Below are 16,102 nucleotides of genomic sequence, written 5' to 3'. Positions count from 1 at the left end.
TCGCTAGGGTAAGCTGCGCGTTCCACCGTTAAAGCCTAAAACATTTCCCATGGTTAGGGCCTCAGACAGCCTCTCATGGCCTCATGCACAGCACAATCGAATCATATTTTTTCTCACAGGGACCTCTCAGCCAAGAAAGATGAGGCTAGACCCTGCCGATTTTCTCAGGCAGTACCCGAAAGCCGACTGGCAAGTCTCTTAGGCCTCTGCTCAGGCGGGGTGGCCGTCTGACACCTTTCTTTTACAGATGGCCTTTAAGGGTCGTCGCCAGCTTGAAGCGGATTTTTTTGCCTGCTGGAATGGCAATGCGCTCGCTGGTGCCGGGGCGCACTCCCTGACGGGCCGCCGTCTGGGTCACACTGAGGATGCCCAGGCCCGGAAGGCCGACACTTTTGCCCGACTGAAGCGCACTGATGATGTTTTCGAGCACGCAGGCCACGGCTTCTGCGGCTTGTTCCTTGTTGAGACTGGTGCGCTCGGCGACCATCTGGATGATCTGAGTCTTGGCAATCTTGTTGGCCCGCTTACTGGCACGAGTAGCGGTAGTCTTCACTTTATTTTCAGCAGTTTTGGTGGCTCTAGCCATTGGTGCTCCTCCAGAAAAGGATTTCAAGCAGAACGTCAACTCTCATGATAAATATGCAGACGGTCAGCTTAAATGAAGCTTAACACACGTTTGAACCGGGCTACTTTACGTCGCGGGTTTCATGGACGCGACATTAAGACTTATTATCCTGCTACGCCCCGAGAGCGCCTCGAAGGTCCACAGTCGCCCGTAGAGGGGCTGACCCACACCACCGAGTACCTTCAGGGCCTCAAGTGCCATCATGCCCCCCACGATATTGGGCACTGGGCCGATAACCCCGGCCTCGGCGCAGGAACCGGTATCGTCGGCCACCGGAAAAACGTCGCGCAGGCCAAAGCGGGCGTCGAACACGCTGACCAGCCCCGAGGTTCCACTGGCCGCCCCCCATACCCACGTCCGGCCCGCCGCAGTGCAGGCGTCCGCGATGGCGTAGCGCGTCTCGAAATTGTCGGTAGCATCGATAACCAAGTCGTATCCAGCCACCAGTTCCTGTGCCCCGGCGCGGGTTAGGGCAGGCAGGGCCGTGAGAGACACATGAGGATTGAGCTGCTGAGCACGGGCGCAGGCCACAGCACTTTTTAAGCGCCCCACATCGGCCACGGTAAACAGGGTCTGGCGGTGCAGATTACTCAGGCTGACCGTGTCGCCGTCGGCAATGCTCAGGTGCCCGGCTCCGGCTCCGGCCAGTTGCAAAATCACCGGGCCGCCCAGCCCACCCGCACCCACGATCAGCACCCGGCTGGCTTTCAGGCGTTCTTGCGCCGCAGCCTCATGCCATTCGGGAACGAGCAACGGGCGCGAATACCGCCGCAGTTCGCTGCGTGACAGGGTGGGCCTTGCGGGGACGGTGGACTTCACAAGCCGCAGTCTAATGCGCGGGCCAGTCGCCAAAAGCAGTGCCGACACCCATGTAGCTTCTACGCGTAGCGAGTCCTGCGAGAAGGCCACTTTCCCAAATCTGCTCTAGACTGCCAGCTGTGATGTTCTTCGTCGTGGCCGCCTTATCCTATCTGCTGGGGTCTATGGTGACAGGAGTCATCTACTCGCACCTGCGCGGCGACGACATTCGCAGCCGCGACCTGCCGGGCGGCAGCGGCACCTTCAGGCAATACGGGCGCACGGCGGCCATTCTGGTGACGCTCGCAGACGCCCTGCGCGGCGCACTGGCCGTCGGTCTGACCGACTTGCTGGCTCAGGAGCTCACCTGGCTGGCGACTATCATGGTGGTGCTGGGGCACTGTTATCCGGTCTTTTTCGGGTTTCGTGGCGGGGGCGGCATCGCCACACTGCTCGGGGCCTTATTCGTAGCGGCCCCCGCGACTGGTCTGGGCATGCTGGCCTTTGGACTGGCCGTTATTCCACTGTACAAGGCCACGCTGCAAAAGCGTCTGGGCCTCAATGCCGTGCCGTTTGCCAGCGCCCTGACCATTCCTGTCGGCCTGCTGCTGGCGCGGCATTACGGCGGGATGTACGAGGTGCTGGGCGGCGGGCTGATGATGGGCATCCGGGGAGTTCACATGCTGGCTCAGGGCCGCGCAGGACAAGCGCAACCGTGAACAGAACCAGTGCAACCGTGCAAGCGTGGCTGCGCTCCTCCCTGATCCTGGGGCTACTCGGTCTGGGCACGGCCCGCGCCGACCTCAACCTGAGTGGGCGCACCTTGCAGTGGGAGAGTGGGAACGCCGCCGTGTGGCAACGCGAATTCCCGGCCAGCATGGGGCCACTGACCGAACCCCTCGCGGTGGGCACTACGACCTATCTGGGGGTCGGGCCAGTGGTCTATGCTTTCGGACCCGCCGGAAACCTGCTGGGCCGCGCCGACCTGCCGGGGCAGAGCACCTCGCTCGACAGCGTAAGCGGCGTGGTGGCGGTCAGTACCCAGGGACACGGCTACACCGAGCGCTTTACGCTGGCCGCCCCGCAAAATAACCTCAGTCTGCCGGTGGTCGAACGCGCCGTGATGCCCCCCGATTCCCAGATCACCGGATGGCTGGCAGGGGTCGCCGATTCTGTTCCAGCGCCTCAGCTGTCGCAGGCGGCGCGGGATTTCCCGGACAATCCTTTTGTGGCGCTGCGCGAGGCCGAGCAGCTGAACAAGGCAGGTGACCACGCCAGGGCGCTGAGCGCGGTGCGGCACACGCTGGGCAGTCGGCTGCCCTTTACGGCCTGGACGCAGCTGGCCGCCCGGCTTGACCGCGCCGGTTATCCTGCGGCGGCGAACCTGGCCCTGGAGCGCGCCACCCGCGACGCGGCGGCACGTGGCATCGACCCGGAAATCCCGGTGAGCCGCGCCGCGCTGCGGGCTTACGGTGATCCGGTAGGGTACGCCGCCACCCTGATACAGCAGGGCCATCTGGCACGCGCCGACGCCTGGATGAACTTTCTGCGCGGCCTTTACCCACGGTTTGAGGGCCACAGTGACCTGTACCGGCGCTACGCCGCGCTGCTGGACGCCCAGGGCCGCAGCGGTGAGGCAGAGGGCTGGCGGCAGTTCGGCGCTTCACTGCGGGCAGGCAGCCTGTATAACCTGGGGCCCGACGATACGCAGACGGTGCGCGACGCCGCGAGACTTGCTACCCTGGCGCTGCTGCTGGGCCTGCTGGCGGCGTACCTGACGCTGGCCGCCCGCGCCTGGAAAGCCCAGGGCGAGGACACCCGGCCCTACGGTGGGCGCTGGGCATCGGTGCTCAAACGGCCTCTCACCCGTGCCCGCCTCGGTGTCCTCAGTTACGCCTCTTTGCCCGAACGCCTGACACTCGTTATTCTGGGGGCGGCGCTGCTCACGGCGCTGGTCGGGTGGCAATGGGCCAACCAGACAGGACGCGGCCTACAGGCTCCGGCCCTGAATATGGGCACCTACGGCGGCGGGTGGTACAGTGCCCACATCGACGACCTTAATCTGCGCCCCGGCCCTGACACGGCCATTCTGAACGGGCTGGCGGCGCAACTTGGCGGCGACGACACGACCGCACGCGACTCGTATACGGCAGCTGGGCCGGACGCCTGCGCCCTAAATAACCTGGGTGTCGTCTCGCAAAACCGTGAAGACCAGCCACAGGCGCTGGAACTGTACCGCCAGGCACTGACGCTGGAACCGGACAGCAGCGCCGCGTCCTATAACCTGGGCCTGGACCAGCGCACGCCGGACACCCTGTTTCAGCAACAGTACCGCTGGGGCGAGCCGAGGCTGTGTTATCCCAACCGCCGCAACCTGGCCCGCATGGTCAGCGGCGACCTGAGCGTGACCCTGCGCCGCGACCTGAGCGACCCACTGGGGTTTCTGCGGCGTGACCCCCAACAGTCCAACCCCGCCGGGTCGGTGCGGATGGGCTGGGCCGTACTGGGGACCATCACGCTGCTGGCGGCCCTGGCCTTTTTGCTGCTGGTGCCCCGCGCCGCCGGAAGCCGCCGCCTGGGTCGCCCGGCACTTTACCGGCTGCTGGCCTTTTTGTTTCCCGGCTCGGCGCTGCTGGGCAACCCGTGGGGCGGCGTACTGCTGCTGACCTGGGCAGCCACCGTGAGCCTGCTGGCCCCACTGACCCACCTGCTGCGCTTCGACTTTTTGCCGCAGCCGCAGCAGCCCGCCGTGCGAAACGTCCTGGCGCTGCTCCTGATCACCTGCTACGCGATCAATACGCTGGGCCTGTTTCTGATAGAGGCCAATACCTTCCGCCAGCGCCGACTGGAACGGGCCGTGGGCTAACATGCGCCACGGTTTCCAGGCCGGGCCGGGGCTTATCCTGTCGCCATGACCCGCCCCGGCTCCCGTGATGACAGCCAGACACAAACGCTGGAACGCACCGAAAGCAAGCGGCCCCGGCTGTGGCGCGTGCTGCTGCTGAACGACGACTACACCCCGATGGATTTTGTGGTGATGGTACTAGAGCGCTACTTTCGCAAATCCGAGCAAGAAGCCCAGTTGATTATGCTGGCGGTGCATCACAAGGGCCAGGGCGTGGCGGGCGTGTACACCCGCGACGTGGCCGAGACGAAGGTGGCGCAGGTGACACAGCACGCGGGGCAGGAGGGCTACCCTTTGCTGGCTGTGGCCGAGCCAGAGGGGGAATAGATGGCCGTTCCCGATGATCAGTCGTTGATGCGCCCGCTGCTTGCAGCCGTGCAGGACGGTCAGGCGGCGCCTATGCGTGAGATTTCGCAGCGGGTCGCACAAACTCTTGGGCTGACACAAGAAGATTTGAGTGAACTGCTTGCTAGTGGTAAGCAGTTCACCTCTGCCAACCGGCTGGGCTGGGCTGGGCCAAGACTTGCTGGGCCAAGACTTACGGCGTCCAGTTTCAGCGATGGCGCAAAAGCCACCGCCGAACAAATCGGCAACATCACCTTGCTAGGCGGCAAAACCCTGGCCCGGCTGATGATTGACTACGGCGTGGGCGTGTTGACCCGCAAAACCTACCAGATTCGCCGCATAGACGCGGAATACTTCGAGGAACTGTAAATGATTTCCGACCACCTGCAAGCCACCATCCAGCGCGCCGCCGACTTTGCCCGAGACGCCGGACACGAATACGTGACGCAGGAGCACCTGCTGCTGGCCCTGCTGGACGACCCCGAGGCCCATGAGGCGCTGCTGGCGCTGGGGGCCGATCTGAACAGGCTGCGCGAACGGCTGCAAGAGGAGCTGACTGGACTGGAAGTGTGGCCCGACCCCGAACCCGACTTTACGCTGGGCGTTCACCGCGTCATACAGGGGGCGGTGTTGCAACTGCACGCCAGCGGGAAAGGGCAGCAGGCAGCCGACGGCGCACGGGTGCTGGCGGAATTGCTGGAGGAAGACGACAGCCCCGCCCGCGCCGCGCTGGAAGCGCAGAACGTGACCCGGCTGGACGTACTTGGCTACTTGTCGCACGGCACCGCGAAGGTCGCCGGGCGCGGCAAGGAGCGACGCGTGGCGGGTGTGGACGGCGACCTTACCTCGCCCGAACCCGAGACTGAGCTAAATCCACTGGAAGCCTACACGGGGAATCTGACCGAGCAGGCCAGGGCAGGCCAGTTTGACCCCGTTATTGGCCGCGCCGCCGAACTGGAGCGCATGGTGCACATTCTGGCGCGGCGCGGCAAGAACAATCCTGTGCTGGTGGGCGAACCTGGCGTGGGTAAAACCGCGCTGGCAGAGGCTCTGGCCCAGCGCATTGCTGATGGGCAGGCCCCCGGTTTCCTGAAAGGGGCCGCCGTGTACGCGCTAGACCTCGGCGCACTACTGGCAGGCACGCGCTACCGGGGCGATTTTGAGCAGAGACTCAAGGCCGTTCTAGCCGAGCTGGACGGCAAAAACTCGGTGCTGTTTATTGACGAATTGCACACCATTGTCGGCGCGGGCGCAACTGAAGGCGGCAGCGTGGACGCGGCGAACCTGCTTAAGCCTGCGCTGGCGCGGGGGAAACTCAGAGTCTTGGGCGCGACCACACCCGCCGAACTGCGCCACCTGGAAAAAGACCGCGCCCTGTGGCGGCGTTTTCAGACGGTGGATGTGCCTGAACCGAGCGAGCAGGAGGCCGCGCAGATTCTGACGGGCCTCGCGCCGAAATATGCCGCTCATCACGGCGTTTCTTATACTGCCGAGGCGATTACAGCGGCGGTGACCCTCTCGGCCCGCTACCTGCGTGACCGCTTTTTGCCCGACAAGGCGATTGACGTGCTGGACGAAGCCGGAGCCGCCCGCAGCAGCGCCGGCAAAGGCGGAGAAATCGGCGTTTCCGAGGTGGAAGGCACGGTAGCAAGAATGGCCCGCGTGCCGGTGGGCGCAGTCAAGGCTGAGGAAATCAAATCTCTCGCCACGCTGGAGGCCGATTTGGGCACACGGGTGTTCGGGCAAGACAGGGCCATAGAAGCCGTGAGCAGCGCCGTGAAACTGGCCCGCGCAGGCCTGCGAGACCCGCGCAAGCCGCAGGGGGCTTTTTTGTTCGCCGGGCCGACGGGCGTGGGCAAAACTGAACTGGCCCGCGCCCTGGCCGAGCGCCTCGGCCTGGAACTCATCCGCTTTGACATGTCCGAGTACCAGGAGCCACACACTGTCGCCCGCCTGATTGGGGCGCCCCCCGGCTACGTGGGCTTTGACCAGGGCGGGCTGCTGACCGACGCCGCTGCCAAAAACCCGCATTCGGTGCTGCTGCTCGATGAGATAGAAAAAGCGCACCCGGACGTATACAACATCTTCTTGCAGCTGATGGATCACGGCACCCTGACCGACCACGCGGGCAAAAAGGTAGACGGGCGCGGCCTGATTCTGATTTTTACCACCAACGCCGGAGCCGAGGGCGCCAGCCGCCCAGCACTGGGTTTTGGCCGCACTGGACGCGCCGGAGAGGAAGCCGAGGCAGTGAAACGCACCTTTTCGCCGGAGTTTCGCAACCGCCTGGACGCCGTGATTCATTTCGCGCCGCTCTCGCGTGACGTGATGGCGCATGTGGTGGACAAATTCATGCGCGAACTGGAGATTCAGCTGGGTGAGCGAAACGTTACCCTCACCCTGACGCCCGCCGCTCGCGCCCGCCTCGCCGAACTGGGCTATGACCCGCAGATGGGCGCCAGGCCGCTGGCCCGCGTAATCGAGCAGCAGCTTAAGCGCCCGCTGGCCGACGAATTGTTGTTCGGCAGGCTAAAGGATGGCGGGGCAGTGGTGTTAGACGCGGCGGAGGGTGGGGAGTTTACGTTCGGGATGTAAAGCACAGTGCCTTGAAAGTTGGACGCAGGCAGGTGGAATCGGAGAACTGGCCGCGCTTGCTCTAATCCGCGACCCACGTCCAGCGCGGCAAATCCTCGCACAGGATTTCCAGCAGGCAAGTCTCGGAGGCAATGAACAGGTGGCGGTAACGCGGCTTTTGTTTGCGGGCCTCCCAGCGGGCCTCAGTTTTTGCCCGGGCTTCAGCCAGCGCTTTTTCCAGTTCGCCGGGCGCAGGTGGCTGCAGGCCAGTCCAGAAATGATAGTCGGTGGCCGTACCGGAGGCGGCCAGCGGCGCATCTGCCGGAAAGAATCGCCCGGTTTCGCGTAAGTGTGGATTCATCTGCCGCGTTCGCCCGGACAGCATCACCGGATTGCTACCGTAGGGCGGAAAGGTATCAGTATTGTTGTTCTCGGCCAGGATTTCGGCAATCCAGGGGTCGGGTTCGTTCACCACCTCGTACAGCCCCGGCGACTGCACACCCTGGCGCGAGGGGTGAAAGGTGTTCCACGGCCCGGCGTAAAACTCGTCGTAACTTTCCAGGGCAAAGACACTGTTTTCAAAAGGCCATTCCAGCCGTAGCAGGCGCGAGTGCCGCCCAGTTACCCGCGCCGTATCGTCCGGCGGGTCATAGCGGTTGTCGCTGAGGTCTATCGTCAGGCCGTCGCGGGACTGTTCCAGGCGCTGCGTGACCAGACCTTCACCCTCAAACGACTGCACCGCCTCCAGCAAGGCCGGGTCGGGCCAGGGGGCGAACTGGTACCGGGCGTAGCGCGCTGAACGGGCCACCCGCTTATTCCTGCCCCAGCAACTGCTGAATTTCGTCGGCCAGGTCGAGGCCGTACCTGTACGCCGCCTTGCCGCCCACCTGCCCCGAGCCGTATTTGGCGGGGTAGTTCCTCACCTCGCGCTCGAATACGGTGGCCTCGGCGCTGGCGTTGGTCTGGGGCATCACCGTCTGCAAAATGGGCGGCGTCTTTTCGGTGGTTCGGGCAAAAGCGGCTTTCAGGTCGTCGGGCAGGCGTTGCAGGCCAAATTTGTGCTGCGAGGAATTGCTCTGAAACTTGGTGACCACCACGCCCAGGCACTGGATTTTCAGGTCGCGGTCACGCCGCAACTCGTCTATTTTGCTCGCAATCTGTGGAATCCCGTAGGTGCTCAGGCGATCTGGAATGGTCGGAATCAGGTAGTGGTCGCTGATTTCCAGCCCATTTTGCGTAATAAACCCCAGGTTGGGCGGGCAATCGACCAGCACATAATCGTACTGACCGAACAGCGGGCCGATGTACTTTTGCACCACGGCCATCGGACTGAGGCTGTAATTGGTGCGGTTGGCGATGTCCTGCATACGGTCTTGCACATCAATCAGCCGAATAGAACTGGGCAGCACGTCCACGCGCCCGTATTGCACGTCCGCGGGCAGTTGCTCCATCAGGTCGGGCGGCACGGTGTTCAGGTTGCTGGCCCCGCGCACAATGGCCTTCCCGGGGTCAAAAAGTCGGGTGCCGTTCAGCAAATCCAGAAACAGGTGCGCCAGCGTCTGCCCCCGCTCGTCGGCCTCCTCCCAGCGCCGCTCGCCCAGCAGGGCCAGGGTCGCGTTGGTCTGCGGGTCGAGGTCGATCACCAGCACCTTTTTGCGGTGGACAAAGGCAAAAGTGTCGGCCAGTTGCACCGCCGTGGTGGTTTTGGCGACGCCGCCCTTGAGGTTGATAAAGCTGATGACGCGCGGCATAGGCTTCAGGGTAGAACATTAGCGAGTTGAAGATGTCACCGCCGCTAAGCACTTCCTGGCCTCCCCCGGCGACTGCAACCGCGCCAGCTTTAGCCCTGGAGCTTCGGCGGCCAACCCCCGGTCAGACAAACTGCCCGTTTTCCTGCCACAATTCGCCGTCCAGCGTCAGGCGCCCGCCCCGGCGCAGATCGGCGATCAGGTCCCAGTGAATCGCGCTGACGTTCAGGCCACCCGTTTCGGGGTAGCTGCGCCCCAGCGCCAGATGCACCGTGCCGCCGATCTTCTCGTCGAAAAGGATATTGCCGCTGGGCCGCTGGATGCCGTAATTGGTGCCGATCCCCAATTCACCCAGGAAGCGTGCGCCGGGGTCGGTGTCCAGCGCGGCCAGCAGCGTCGCTTCGCCCTCGTCGGCACGGGCTGAAACGACCTGGCCCGCCTGAAATTCGAGGCGTGCCCCGCGCACCATCACGCCCTGGTAGGCAGCGGGCACGCTGAACGTGACCACGCCCTCGGCGCTGTCCTCCTGCGGCCCGGTAAAGACCTCGCCGCTGGGCATGTTGCGCTTGCCGTCGCTGTTGGCCCACGTGCGCCCGCCCACCCGCAGCGTGAGGTCGGTGCCGGGGGCCTCAATCCTCACCACGTCGGCGCGGCTGAGGCGCTCGATCAGCCGCGCCTGAGTCGCCCGCACCTCACTCCAGGCGGCCACCGGGTCGGGACGGTCGAGGAACATTGCCCGCATCACGAAGTCCTGAAATTCCGGCAGGCTCATGCCAGCCTGCTGCGCCGCGTGTGGCGTGGGATAAAGCGTCAGGCTCCACTTTTTGCTGCCGCGAATCGAAGCCAGTTCCGAGCGCGAGGCCAGCAGGCGGGCTCGGCGCTGCGGGTCAGCGTACGGCCCGGCTCCCCGTTGACCAGTTTCCGGTTCGGGCGTCAGAATCCGCAGGCTGCCGTCCATGCGGCGCAGGTCTTCCAACTCAGCCGGATGAACTGCGCCCAGCACCTCCCCGGAGGCGAGCGCCGCCAGATCCTCGTCCTGGCCGGGATAACTCAGGCGCAGCACCGGATAGGCCCCGGCCCGCAGCATGGCGCGGTTGATTTCGGCCAGCAGGCCTAGCGCCGAGGTGCTTCCCGCCACCAGCAGCCGCTCGCCGGGAGCTGCCGACAGGCAGTAATGCGTGAGTAGCGCCGCGTGCCTCACCGGATCGTAGGCGATGAGGCTCATGGTTAGGGGTTCGCCGGAAGCTTGGCGGCCTGGCGCAGGGCAGCGGCCTTGGGCGTCTGCTCCCACGGGAATTCGGGGCGCCCGAAGTGACCGTAAGCCGCCGTCTGAGCATAGATCGGGCGTTGCAGCTCCAGCTCGGCAATGATCGCCTGCGGGCGGGCGTCGAAGTGTACAGCGACCAGTTCGGCCAGTTGCTCGTCGCTGATCAGGCCAGTGCCGTAGGTGTCTACCCGCAGGCTGACCGGATGAGCGCGGCCAATCGCGTAGGCCACCTCGACCAGTACGCGCCGCGCCAGCCCCGCCGCCACGACGTTCTTGGCGATGTAGCGGGCATAATACGCTGCCGAGCGGTCCACCTTGGTCGGGTCCTTGCCCGAAAACGCGCCGCCGCCGTGGGGCACCGCCCCGCCGTAAGTGTCCACGATGATCTTGCGGCCCGTCAGCCCGGTATCGCCGTGCGGCCCGCCGATCACGAAACGGCCACTGGGATTGATGAAGTATTTGGTCTCCGGGCGCAGCAGCTCTGCCGGGATGACCTCGCGAATGACGTGCTGAAGCATATCGGCGCGAATTTGCTCCTGGGTCACGTCCTCGCTGTGCTGGGTGCTGATCACTACCGTGTCGATAAAAGTCTGGGTCGCCTCGTGCGGCTCGCCGTCGCGCACCACCGTCACCTGGGCCTTGGCGTCGGGGCGCAGGTAGGGCAGCGTACCCGCCTTACGCAACTCCGCGAGGCGGCGCGTGAGCTTATGCGCGAGGCTGATCGGCAGCGGCATCAGCTCGGGCGTCTCGTCGGTGGCGTAACCGAACATCAGGCCCTGATCGCCCGCGCCGACTTCCGAGAACCTATTTTCGGGTCGGGCACGTTCTTCATCGCTCATGGCCCGCCACTCTTCACTGTGGTTGACGCCCCCGGCAATTTCGGGCGATTGCTCGTGAATGCTGACCAGCACGGCGCTGTACTCGGCATCGAAGCCGTAGTTGGCGCGGGTGTAGCCCACCTGCATCACGGCGTCGCGCACGGTGCGCTGCACATCCACGTGGGCCTGATGCGCAGTCACCTCGCCCGCGACCACGGCCATTCCGGTGGTTAGGAGGGTCTCGACCGCCACGCGGCTGGTCGGCTCCTGGCGCAAAAACTCGTCAAGCACGCTGTCCGAAATGAAGTCGGCGAGTTTGTCGGGGTGCCCCTCAGACACCGATTCGGACGTATAGAATTTCCACATAGCTGCACCTCTTTTAACTTCTCCGGGCCGCCTCTGACGCGGCCAGGGTATTTCACTGAGTTTCTTTTCCGGTCACCTTCCCGCGCGGGGAACCGCAGCTATCTTAGCGATACGGGGGCTGACCGGCGCGACATGGGCACAGTCTCAATTAACCCAGAAGGGCCAGTCAATTCAGGAGGGCCGACCCACAGCCTAGCCGCCGCGCTACGCTGAGGCTCATGAACGCCAGCACTATAAACGCGAAGGGCGACCTGATCGCGCGCCTCATTTCACTGGGGCTGGGGATGCCGACCTTCGGGGGCGAGGCCAGCGGCCCGGCGCACGACCGCACCTTCCGCGCCACCATTTCTCTCGGCGGGCGCGAACTGGGCAGCGGCGTAGGCCGCACCAAGAAAGATGCCGAGCGCATCGCCTCCGAGCAGGTGCTGGCGACTCTGAAAGAACCGGGCACTGGTACGCCAGCCTTAACCCAGACCGCAGCCCAGACCGCGCCCCACTCCGCTAACTCTAACTCCGCTAACTCCTCCCTCTCCTCTGACTTCCTTTCCTCTGGCCCCTGGCCGATCTACGCGGCGGTGCTGGCGCAGGCCATTGAAGCCGCCACCGAATTTGCCGCCGAGGACGCCACCTTGCAAGACGTGCAGCAGAGCGCCGCGCAATTTTACCGGGGGCTACTGGGCAGCCTGGGCCACCAGCCCGGAGAAGACCTGTGACCTTTCCCCTGACGCCCACTGGAGTTCTGTTCGACATGGACGGCGTACTGACCGACAACAACGCCTTTCACCGCCGCGCGTGGCAAGAAGTCGCCGCTGAGGTGCTGGGCCTGAATCTCAGCGCACACGACCTCGACACCAAGGTCGATGGGGGGCGCAACCCGGAGATCATCGAGCGCCTGACCGGAAAGTACCCCAGCCCCGAACTGGCGGCCCGTTTTCACGGTGCTAAAGAGGGCCGTTACCGTGACCTCGCGCTGGGGGGCCTGCGGGAAGTGGCGGGCCTAAGCGATTACCTAGACGTGCTGGAGGGGCGCCGAGTTCCTTACGCCCTGGTCACCAGCGCAGACAGCATCAATGTCGAATTCGGCCTGAACGCGCTGGGCCTGGGCCACCGCTTTGCACTGCGATTACTGGGCGAGAACGTGCAGCGCGGCAAACCGCACCCTGAGCCGTACCAGCGCGGGGCAGCGCTCCTGGGCCTTGACCCCCACACCTGCCTAGCCCACGAGGACGCCCTGAACGGGGTCAGGAGTGCGGCGGGTGCGGGCTGCACGGTGGTCGCGCTAACCACCACCGCCACCTCCGAGGCGCTGCGGGCCGCCGGAGCCAGCCTCACTGCGCCCGATTTCACGGGCTGGCGCGAGTGGCTGGCGTAGGGCCGCTTGTAGCGCGTGGCCCGTGGCCTGTGAAAAAGGCTGCTGTTTCCAACCCACAAGTGACAGGCCACAGGCCATGAAGGGAGCCGACGCCGAGGCGCGGGCGGCCCGCTACCTGCAGGAGCTGGGCCGCGAAATAGTGGCACGCAACTACCGGATTCCGGGCGGCGAGATCGATCTGGTCAGCCGGGACAGTACTGGTAGGTTGTTTTTTACCGAAGTCCGGCAGCGCCGTGCTGCCCAATTCGGCAGCGCCGCCGAGAGTGTCACGCCGCGCAAGCTGGCCCTGATGCGCCGCGCCGCCCTGACCTACCTCAGCCGTGAACTAGGCCGCGACGACGTGGCCTGCCAGCTGGAAGTGCTGGCCATCGACGGCAGTGCGGAAGGTGGGCCAATCACGCTGATTCCACTGGGATTCTGAGCGCAGCCCTAGCCAGAGTTTTGTCGGTTCAATACCCCTTTAGAGCATTTTGCAAAAAGATGGTCAAAAGAGCACCATCTTTTTGCCGAGTGGAACGAGTGAAAAAGAAAGAGCAGGACGTAGAATGAAGGGGGCGGCGGTGTTTTTCTGACGTGCCCATCATTCGGAGCACTGCTCCTTGTGGGACTGCCGCAGCAGAGGGCAAAATCCCTTGATTACGGATTGCGCTCAATTCCAGCACACCTGGCAAAGCACCAGATGTGGCCCTGCGGCGCAGCTTTGCGAGTCCATACCGCGAAACCCGTATCTTTTCCCAGTCACCTCCGCCTAGATTGAATCTGAAACTGCCCGGTTCAGTCGGCAGTCCGTACGATACGAACTCCGGCTAAAAGGGTTGCAAAGCCTTTCAGTCCGAGTGGGCTTGTCGAGCTGCGCCGCAGAGCGAGCAGGAGCAAAAAGGGGGCCGGGGGTGGAGTGGACAACCCGGCGCTCTTGCGGGTGAACAATGAAACAGACAGAAGTCCGTATAAAATGTGCTGCACATGACACGCCTGAATCTTCCTGTTGTCCTCGCCCTCGCCTTGGCGGGTCAGGCTGTGGCCCAGACCGGCACACCCATCTACGTCTACCCGCCGCAGCTTCAGTCACCCACCCAGACGCCCCCCGCGACACCGGCTGCGCCGCTGACCATGCCGACTTCGATTCAGTATTCACCAGTCACCACTTCACCGGCGACCAGCACGACCAGTACCATCAGCACCGGTACAGTCAACACTAGCGCTGCGCCGACAAAAACCATCACCATCCCGGTGGCGGGCAGCAGTTCCGTTCCCGTGGCGACCTCCCAGACGGCGACTGTTCCCCAGCCCCAGCCACAGCCCGCGCCCAGTTCTTCCGCACTGCTGCCAGCAACCAGCAGACCCAGCCGACTGCTGTGGGGCGGCCTGAGCCATACGTCCAGCGCCAACAGTCTGGGCATCGGGGCCAGCCTGCCCGTCGGACAGTTCCAGGGCTTTACGCTGATTGGGCGCGGCCTAGGCGAGTTCGGTTCGCTAAAGGCGACCAGTATCTCAGAGCGCAAAACCTATTTCGCCGTGCGTAGCGACCTGCTGGCCGAATACGCGCTGGGCGAGGGCAGCGCCGTGTATGCCGGGCCGGGCCTGGAACTGGGCCAGCGCCGCGCTCTGGGCCTCACGGCAGGCTACCGGCGCACCTTCAACCAGTTCAGCTCCGGGCCAATCGGGGCGTTTATCGAGGGGCAACTGGAACGCGCCTGGACTTCCGGCGGACTGCTGGGCAATCAGGGCGGGCTGCGAGCGGGCGTCACCTACCGCTTCTGATAAATACCTGCCGGGTAATGACTGTTGCAGCGCCCCGAGCGGACTTGCAAAGCTGCCAAGCAGAGCGAGTAAAAGCTTTGGTGGAAGTGGACTCGTAAAGCGGCGTGACTGTAGCCGGGAGCCAGTTATACGAATTTCGATTAGACCTCTTGCAAAAGTTACCCAGGTAGTCTCATTGGGCGTGCTGCCTCTCGCCCTGCTCGCGGAAAGTGGGGATTCGGGGCGGCCCGACCCTCACCTTCCCCAAGAGGTCTATTGAACCGGGCAGTGGTGGATTCAAGCGGAATCCGTAGTACCTCAGATACTCTAATTTGTGCAGCTGGCCAAACCCCCGACTCCGCTCTGTGGCGTCCAGATCAGTCCATTCCTATCCTTGCGTCGGTGCCAGGACAGCCGCCTTGGCCCACCTCCCTCTTTGTCGTACCATTTGCAGGTTAAATGAAGCGGGTTTCTGCATGGTCAATTCGAATCGGGTCACTGCTGTTCGTGCTGGTCGCGCTGGGCTGGTGGTGGGTCACGCGCACCCACGCCGGGTCATGGTGGTGGGCCGCTCTGCTGAACATGGCGCCGCCGCAACTGCTCTGGCCCTGGCCGCTGCTCCTGGCGTGGCGGGCCGCCAGAGTCGGAAAGCGGGGCTGGGTCGTGGTCAATTTGCTAGCAGCAGCCCTGTTTACCGTCAGTACCGTGGGCTTCGTGTTGCCCCGCGCCCCTCGCGCTCCGGGCGCAGGCCGACCGCTGACCGTGCTGAGCCTCAATACCAACTACGCCTCGGCCCCAGCTACAAAGGTTGCCGAGCTAGCCCTGCGGGAAGGCGCACAGGTCGTCACCTTGCAAGAAGCCCTCGACCGTCAGCGTTCAGGAAAGGCTTTCGAGACTCAGCTCAGGGCGGCTTTTCCCGGCTGGAACGTCGTGCGAAATGACGAACTGCTGACCCTGGCGCATGTGCCGGTGCTGGGGTGGCAGGTCATCAAATTTCCGCACTCGCCGCACACGCTGCTGTTGACCCGGCTGCGGGTTGAGGGCCAGACGGTCACAGTCGTCAATACTCACCTGACCACTTTTCCCCTGCCGCTTCCACTGCCGCAAAAGGGTGGGCGACCCGTGCGTACGTTGCAGCAGCGTACCGAGCATCAACTACAGGTGCGCTGGGATTTTCAGACGGTTATGGCCGGGCTTTTGCGCCACTCTGCCGATCCGCTGGTGCTGGCAGGCGACCTGAACACGCCAGCACGCGGCGGCGTGGTCCATCCGCTGCGCTTCCTGGGGCTGTCTGACGCTTTTGCCGAAGCAGGAACAGGCTTCGGGTTCACGCACTGGGCTTATCTGGGGCATTCCCGGCTCGACTACATCTGGTTGCGTGGCCTTCAGGCCCAATATGCCGCGCCACTTCCCGACCTGGTCAGTGACCACCGGGCGCTTATCGCGCGTCTGCGGCTGCCCGACCCCGCCTCCGCGCCATAAACCGTAAAAAGGCCCCTGCCCTATTCCGAGGAAAGAAAGGGAGGGGCTGTCCGTGCTGGCCT

16 protein-coding genes are annotated in these 16,102 nt (G+C 64.2%); 10 read left to right on the top strand and 6 right to left on the bottom strand.

All coding sequences use genetic code 11. The annotated features are described in order from the left end of the window. Positions 1-241 precede the first annotated feature (241 nt). Together QZ269_RS03515 and QZ269_RS03510 are read right to left on the bottom strand one after the other, a co-directional pair. The gene (locus tag QZ269_RS03515) at positions 242-586 is read right to left on the bottom strand and encodes an HU family DNA-binding protein (protein ID WP_291424360.1); all 345 of its coding nucleotides are present in this window, start codon (positions 584-586) and stop codon (positions 242-244) included. A gap of 105 nt (positions 587-691) precedes the next feature. Next, the gene (locus tag QZ269_RS03510; RefSeq protein ID WP_291424358.1) at positions 692-1,444 is read right to left on the bottom strand and encodes a HesA/MoeB/ThiF family protein; all 753 of its coding nucleotides are present in this window, start codon (positions 1,442-1,444) and stop codon (positions 692-694) included. 122 nt (positions 1,445-1,566) lie between these two features. Here QZ269_RS03510 and QZ269_RS03505 point away from each other — a divergent pair, with 122 nt between their 5' ends. The 5 genes from QZ269_RS03505 to QZ269_RS03485 are packed head-to-tail and all read left to right on the top strand — an operon-like array spanning position 1,567 to position 7,268. Next, entirely contained in the window at positions 1,567-2,142 is a 576-nt protein-coding gene (locus QZ269_RS03505; protein WP_291424364.1) for a glycerol-3-phosphate acyltransferase, read from the top strand. Then, positions 2,139-4,289, top strand: a complete 2,151-nt coding sequence (locus QZ269_RS03500) for a hypothetical protein (RefSeq protein WP_291424356.1) — start codon at positions 2,139-2,141, stop codon at positions 4,287-4,289. The genes QZ269_RS03505 and QZ269_RS03500 overlap by 4 nt, the downstream gene beginning before the upstream one ends. Before the next feature lie 45 nt (positions 4,290-4,334). Next, positions 4,335-4,655 carry an ATP-dependent Clp protease adapter ClpS gene (gene clpS, locus QZ269_RS03495; RefSeq protein WP_291424354.1) on the top strand — a complete coding sequence of 107 codons (321 nt, stop codon included), beginning with the start codon at positions 4,335-4,337 and terminating at the stop codon, positions 4,653-4,655. Beyond that, on the top strand, positions 4,656-5,042 hold the full coding sequence (locus tag QZ269_RS03490; protein ID WP_291424352.1) for a winged helix-turn-helix domain-containing protein: 387 nt from the start codon (positions 4,656-4,658) through the stop codon (positions 5,040-5,042). Further along, positions 5,043-7,268, top strand: coding sequence for an AAA family ATPase (locus tag QZ269_RS03485; protein WP_291424349.1), 2,226 nt, complete (start codon positions 5,043-5,045; stop codon positions 7,266-7,268). Between the two features lie 61 nt (positions 7,269-7,329). Here the strand turns inward: QZ269_RS03485 and QZ269_RS03480 are convergent, their stop codons facing one another. From QZ269_RS03480 to metK, 4 genes are all read right to left on the bottom strand, one after another. Beyond that, the gene (locus QZ269_RS03480) at positions 7,330-8,055 is read right to left on the bottom strand and encodes a hypothetical protein (protein ID WP_291424346.1); all 726 of its coding nucleotides are present in this window, start codon (positions 8,053-8,055) and stop codon (positions 7,330-7,332) included. Between the two features lie 4 nt (positions 8,056-8,059). After that, positions 8,060-8,998, bottom strand: a complete 939-nt coding sequence (locus QZ269_RS03475) for a ParA family protein (RefSeq protein WP_291424344.1) — start codon at positions 8,996-8,998, stop codon at positions 8,060-8,062. A gap of 121 nt (positions 8,999-9,119) precedes the next feature. Then, entirely contained in the window at positions 9,120-10,220 is a 1,101-nt protein-coding gene (locus QZ269_RS03470; RefSeq protein WP_291424342.1) for an aminopeptidase, read from the bottom strand. 2 nt (positions 10,221-10,222) lie between these two features. Beyond that, a complete protein-coding gene (metK, locus tag QZ269_RS03465) occupies positions 10,223-11,446 on the bottom strand; it encodes a methionine adenosyltransferase (RefSeq protein ID WP_291424340.1) in 1,224 nt (407 codons plus the stop codon). 218 nt (positions 11,447-11,664) lie between these two features. Between metK and QZ269_RS03460 the strand changes: the two genes are divergently transcribed. The 5 genes from QZ269_RS03460 (at position 11,665) to QZ269_RS03440 (ending at position 16,040) form a co-directional block, all read left to right on the top strand. After that, positions 11,665-12,159: a putative dsRNA-binding protein gene (locus tag QZ269_RS03460; RefSeq protein ID WP_291424338.1), complete on the top strand. Its 495-nt coding sequence runs from the start codon at positions 11,665-11,667 to the stop codon at positions 12,157-12,159. Beyond that, complete coding sequence (locus QZ269_RS03455; protein ID WP_291424336.1) at positions 12,156-12,818, top strand: HAD family phosphatase; 663 nt, start codon at positions 12,156-12,158, stop codon at positions 12,816-12,818. The genes QZ269_RS03460 and QZ269_RS03455 overlap by 4 nt, the downstream gene beginning before the upstream one ends. A 76-nt stretch (positions 12,819-12,894) precedes the next feature. Next, on the top strand, positions 12,895-13,239 hold the full coding sequence (locus QZ269_RS03450) for a YraN family protein (RefSeq protein ID WP_291424334.1): 345 nt from the start codon (positions 12,895-12,897) through the stop codon (positions 13,237-13,239). Positions 13,240-13,781: 542 nt separating this feature from the next. Then, positions 13,782-14,579: a hypothetical protein gene (locus tag QZ269_RS03445; protein WP_291424332.1), complete on the top strand. Its 798-nt coding sequence runs from the start codon at positions 13,782-13,784 to the stop codon at positions 14,577-14,579. Positions 14,580-15,017: 438 nt separating this feature from the next. Continuing rightward, entirely contained in the window at positions 15,018-16,040 is a 1,023-nt protein-coding gene (locus QZ269_RS03440; RefSeq protein WP_291424330.1) for an endonuclease/exonuclease/phosphatase family protein, read from the top strand. The last annotated feature ends 62 nt before the right edge of the window (positions 16,041-16,102 follow it).

This window comes from Deinococcus sp., assembly GCF_018260405.1.
Lineage (GTDB): Bacteria > Deinococcota > Deinococci > Deinococcales > Deinococcaceae > Deinococcus.
This window is presented reverse-complemented; position numbering and strand designations above follow the sequence as displayed.

Bases quoted from the DNA above. Each gene is read 5' to 3' on its own strand.
- QZ269_RS03505 (WP_291424364.1), top strand. From the start codon at position 1,567: ATGTTCTTCGTCGTGGCCGCCTTATCCTATCTGCTGGGGTCTATGGTG.
- metK (WP_291424340.1), bottom strand. From the start codon at position 11,446: ATGTGGAAATTCTATACGTCCGAATCGGTGTCTGAGGGGCACCCCGAC.
- QZ269_RS03515 (WP_291424360.1), bottom strand. From the start codon at position 586: ATGGCTAGAGCCACCAAAACTGCTGAAAATAAAGTGAAGACTACCGCT.
- QZ269_RS03460 (WP_291424338.1), top strand. From the start codon at position 11,665: ATGAACGCCAGCACTATAAACGCGAAGGGCGACCTGATCGCGCGCCTC.
- QZ269_RS03450 (WP_291424334.1), top strand. From the start codon at position 12,895: ATGAAGGGAGCCGACGCCGAGGCGCGGGCGGCCCGCTACCTGCAGGAG.
- QZ269_RS03470 (WP_291424342.1), bottom strand. From the start codon at position 10,220: ATGAGCCTCATCGCCTACGATCCGGTGAGGCACGCGGCGCTACTCACG.
- QZ269_RS03475 (WP_291424344.1), bottom strand. From the start codon at position 8,998: ATGCCGCGCGTCATCAGCTTTATCAACCTCAAGGGCGGCGTCGCCAAA.
- clpS (WP_291424354.1), top strand. From the start codon at position 4,335: ATGACCCGCCCCGGCTCCCGTGATGACAGCCAGACACAAACGCTGGAA.
- QZ269_RS03485 (WP_291424349.1), top strand. From the start codon at position 5,043: ATGATTTCCGACCACCTGCAAGCCACCATCCAGCGCGCCGCCGACTTT.
- QZ269_RS03490 (WP_291424352.1), top strand. From the start codon at position 4,656: ATGGCCGTTCCCGATGATCAGTCGTTGATGCGCCCGCTGCTTGCAGCC.
- QZ269_RS03445 (WP_291424332.1), top strand. From the start codon at position 13,782: ATGACACGCCTGAATCTTCCTGTTGTCCTCGCCCTCGCCTTGGCGGGT.
- QZ269_RS03440 (WP_291424330.1), top strand. From the start codon at position 15,018: ATGAAGCGGGTTTCTGCATGGTCAATTCGAATCGGGTCACTGCTGTTC.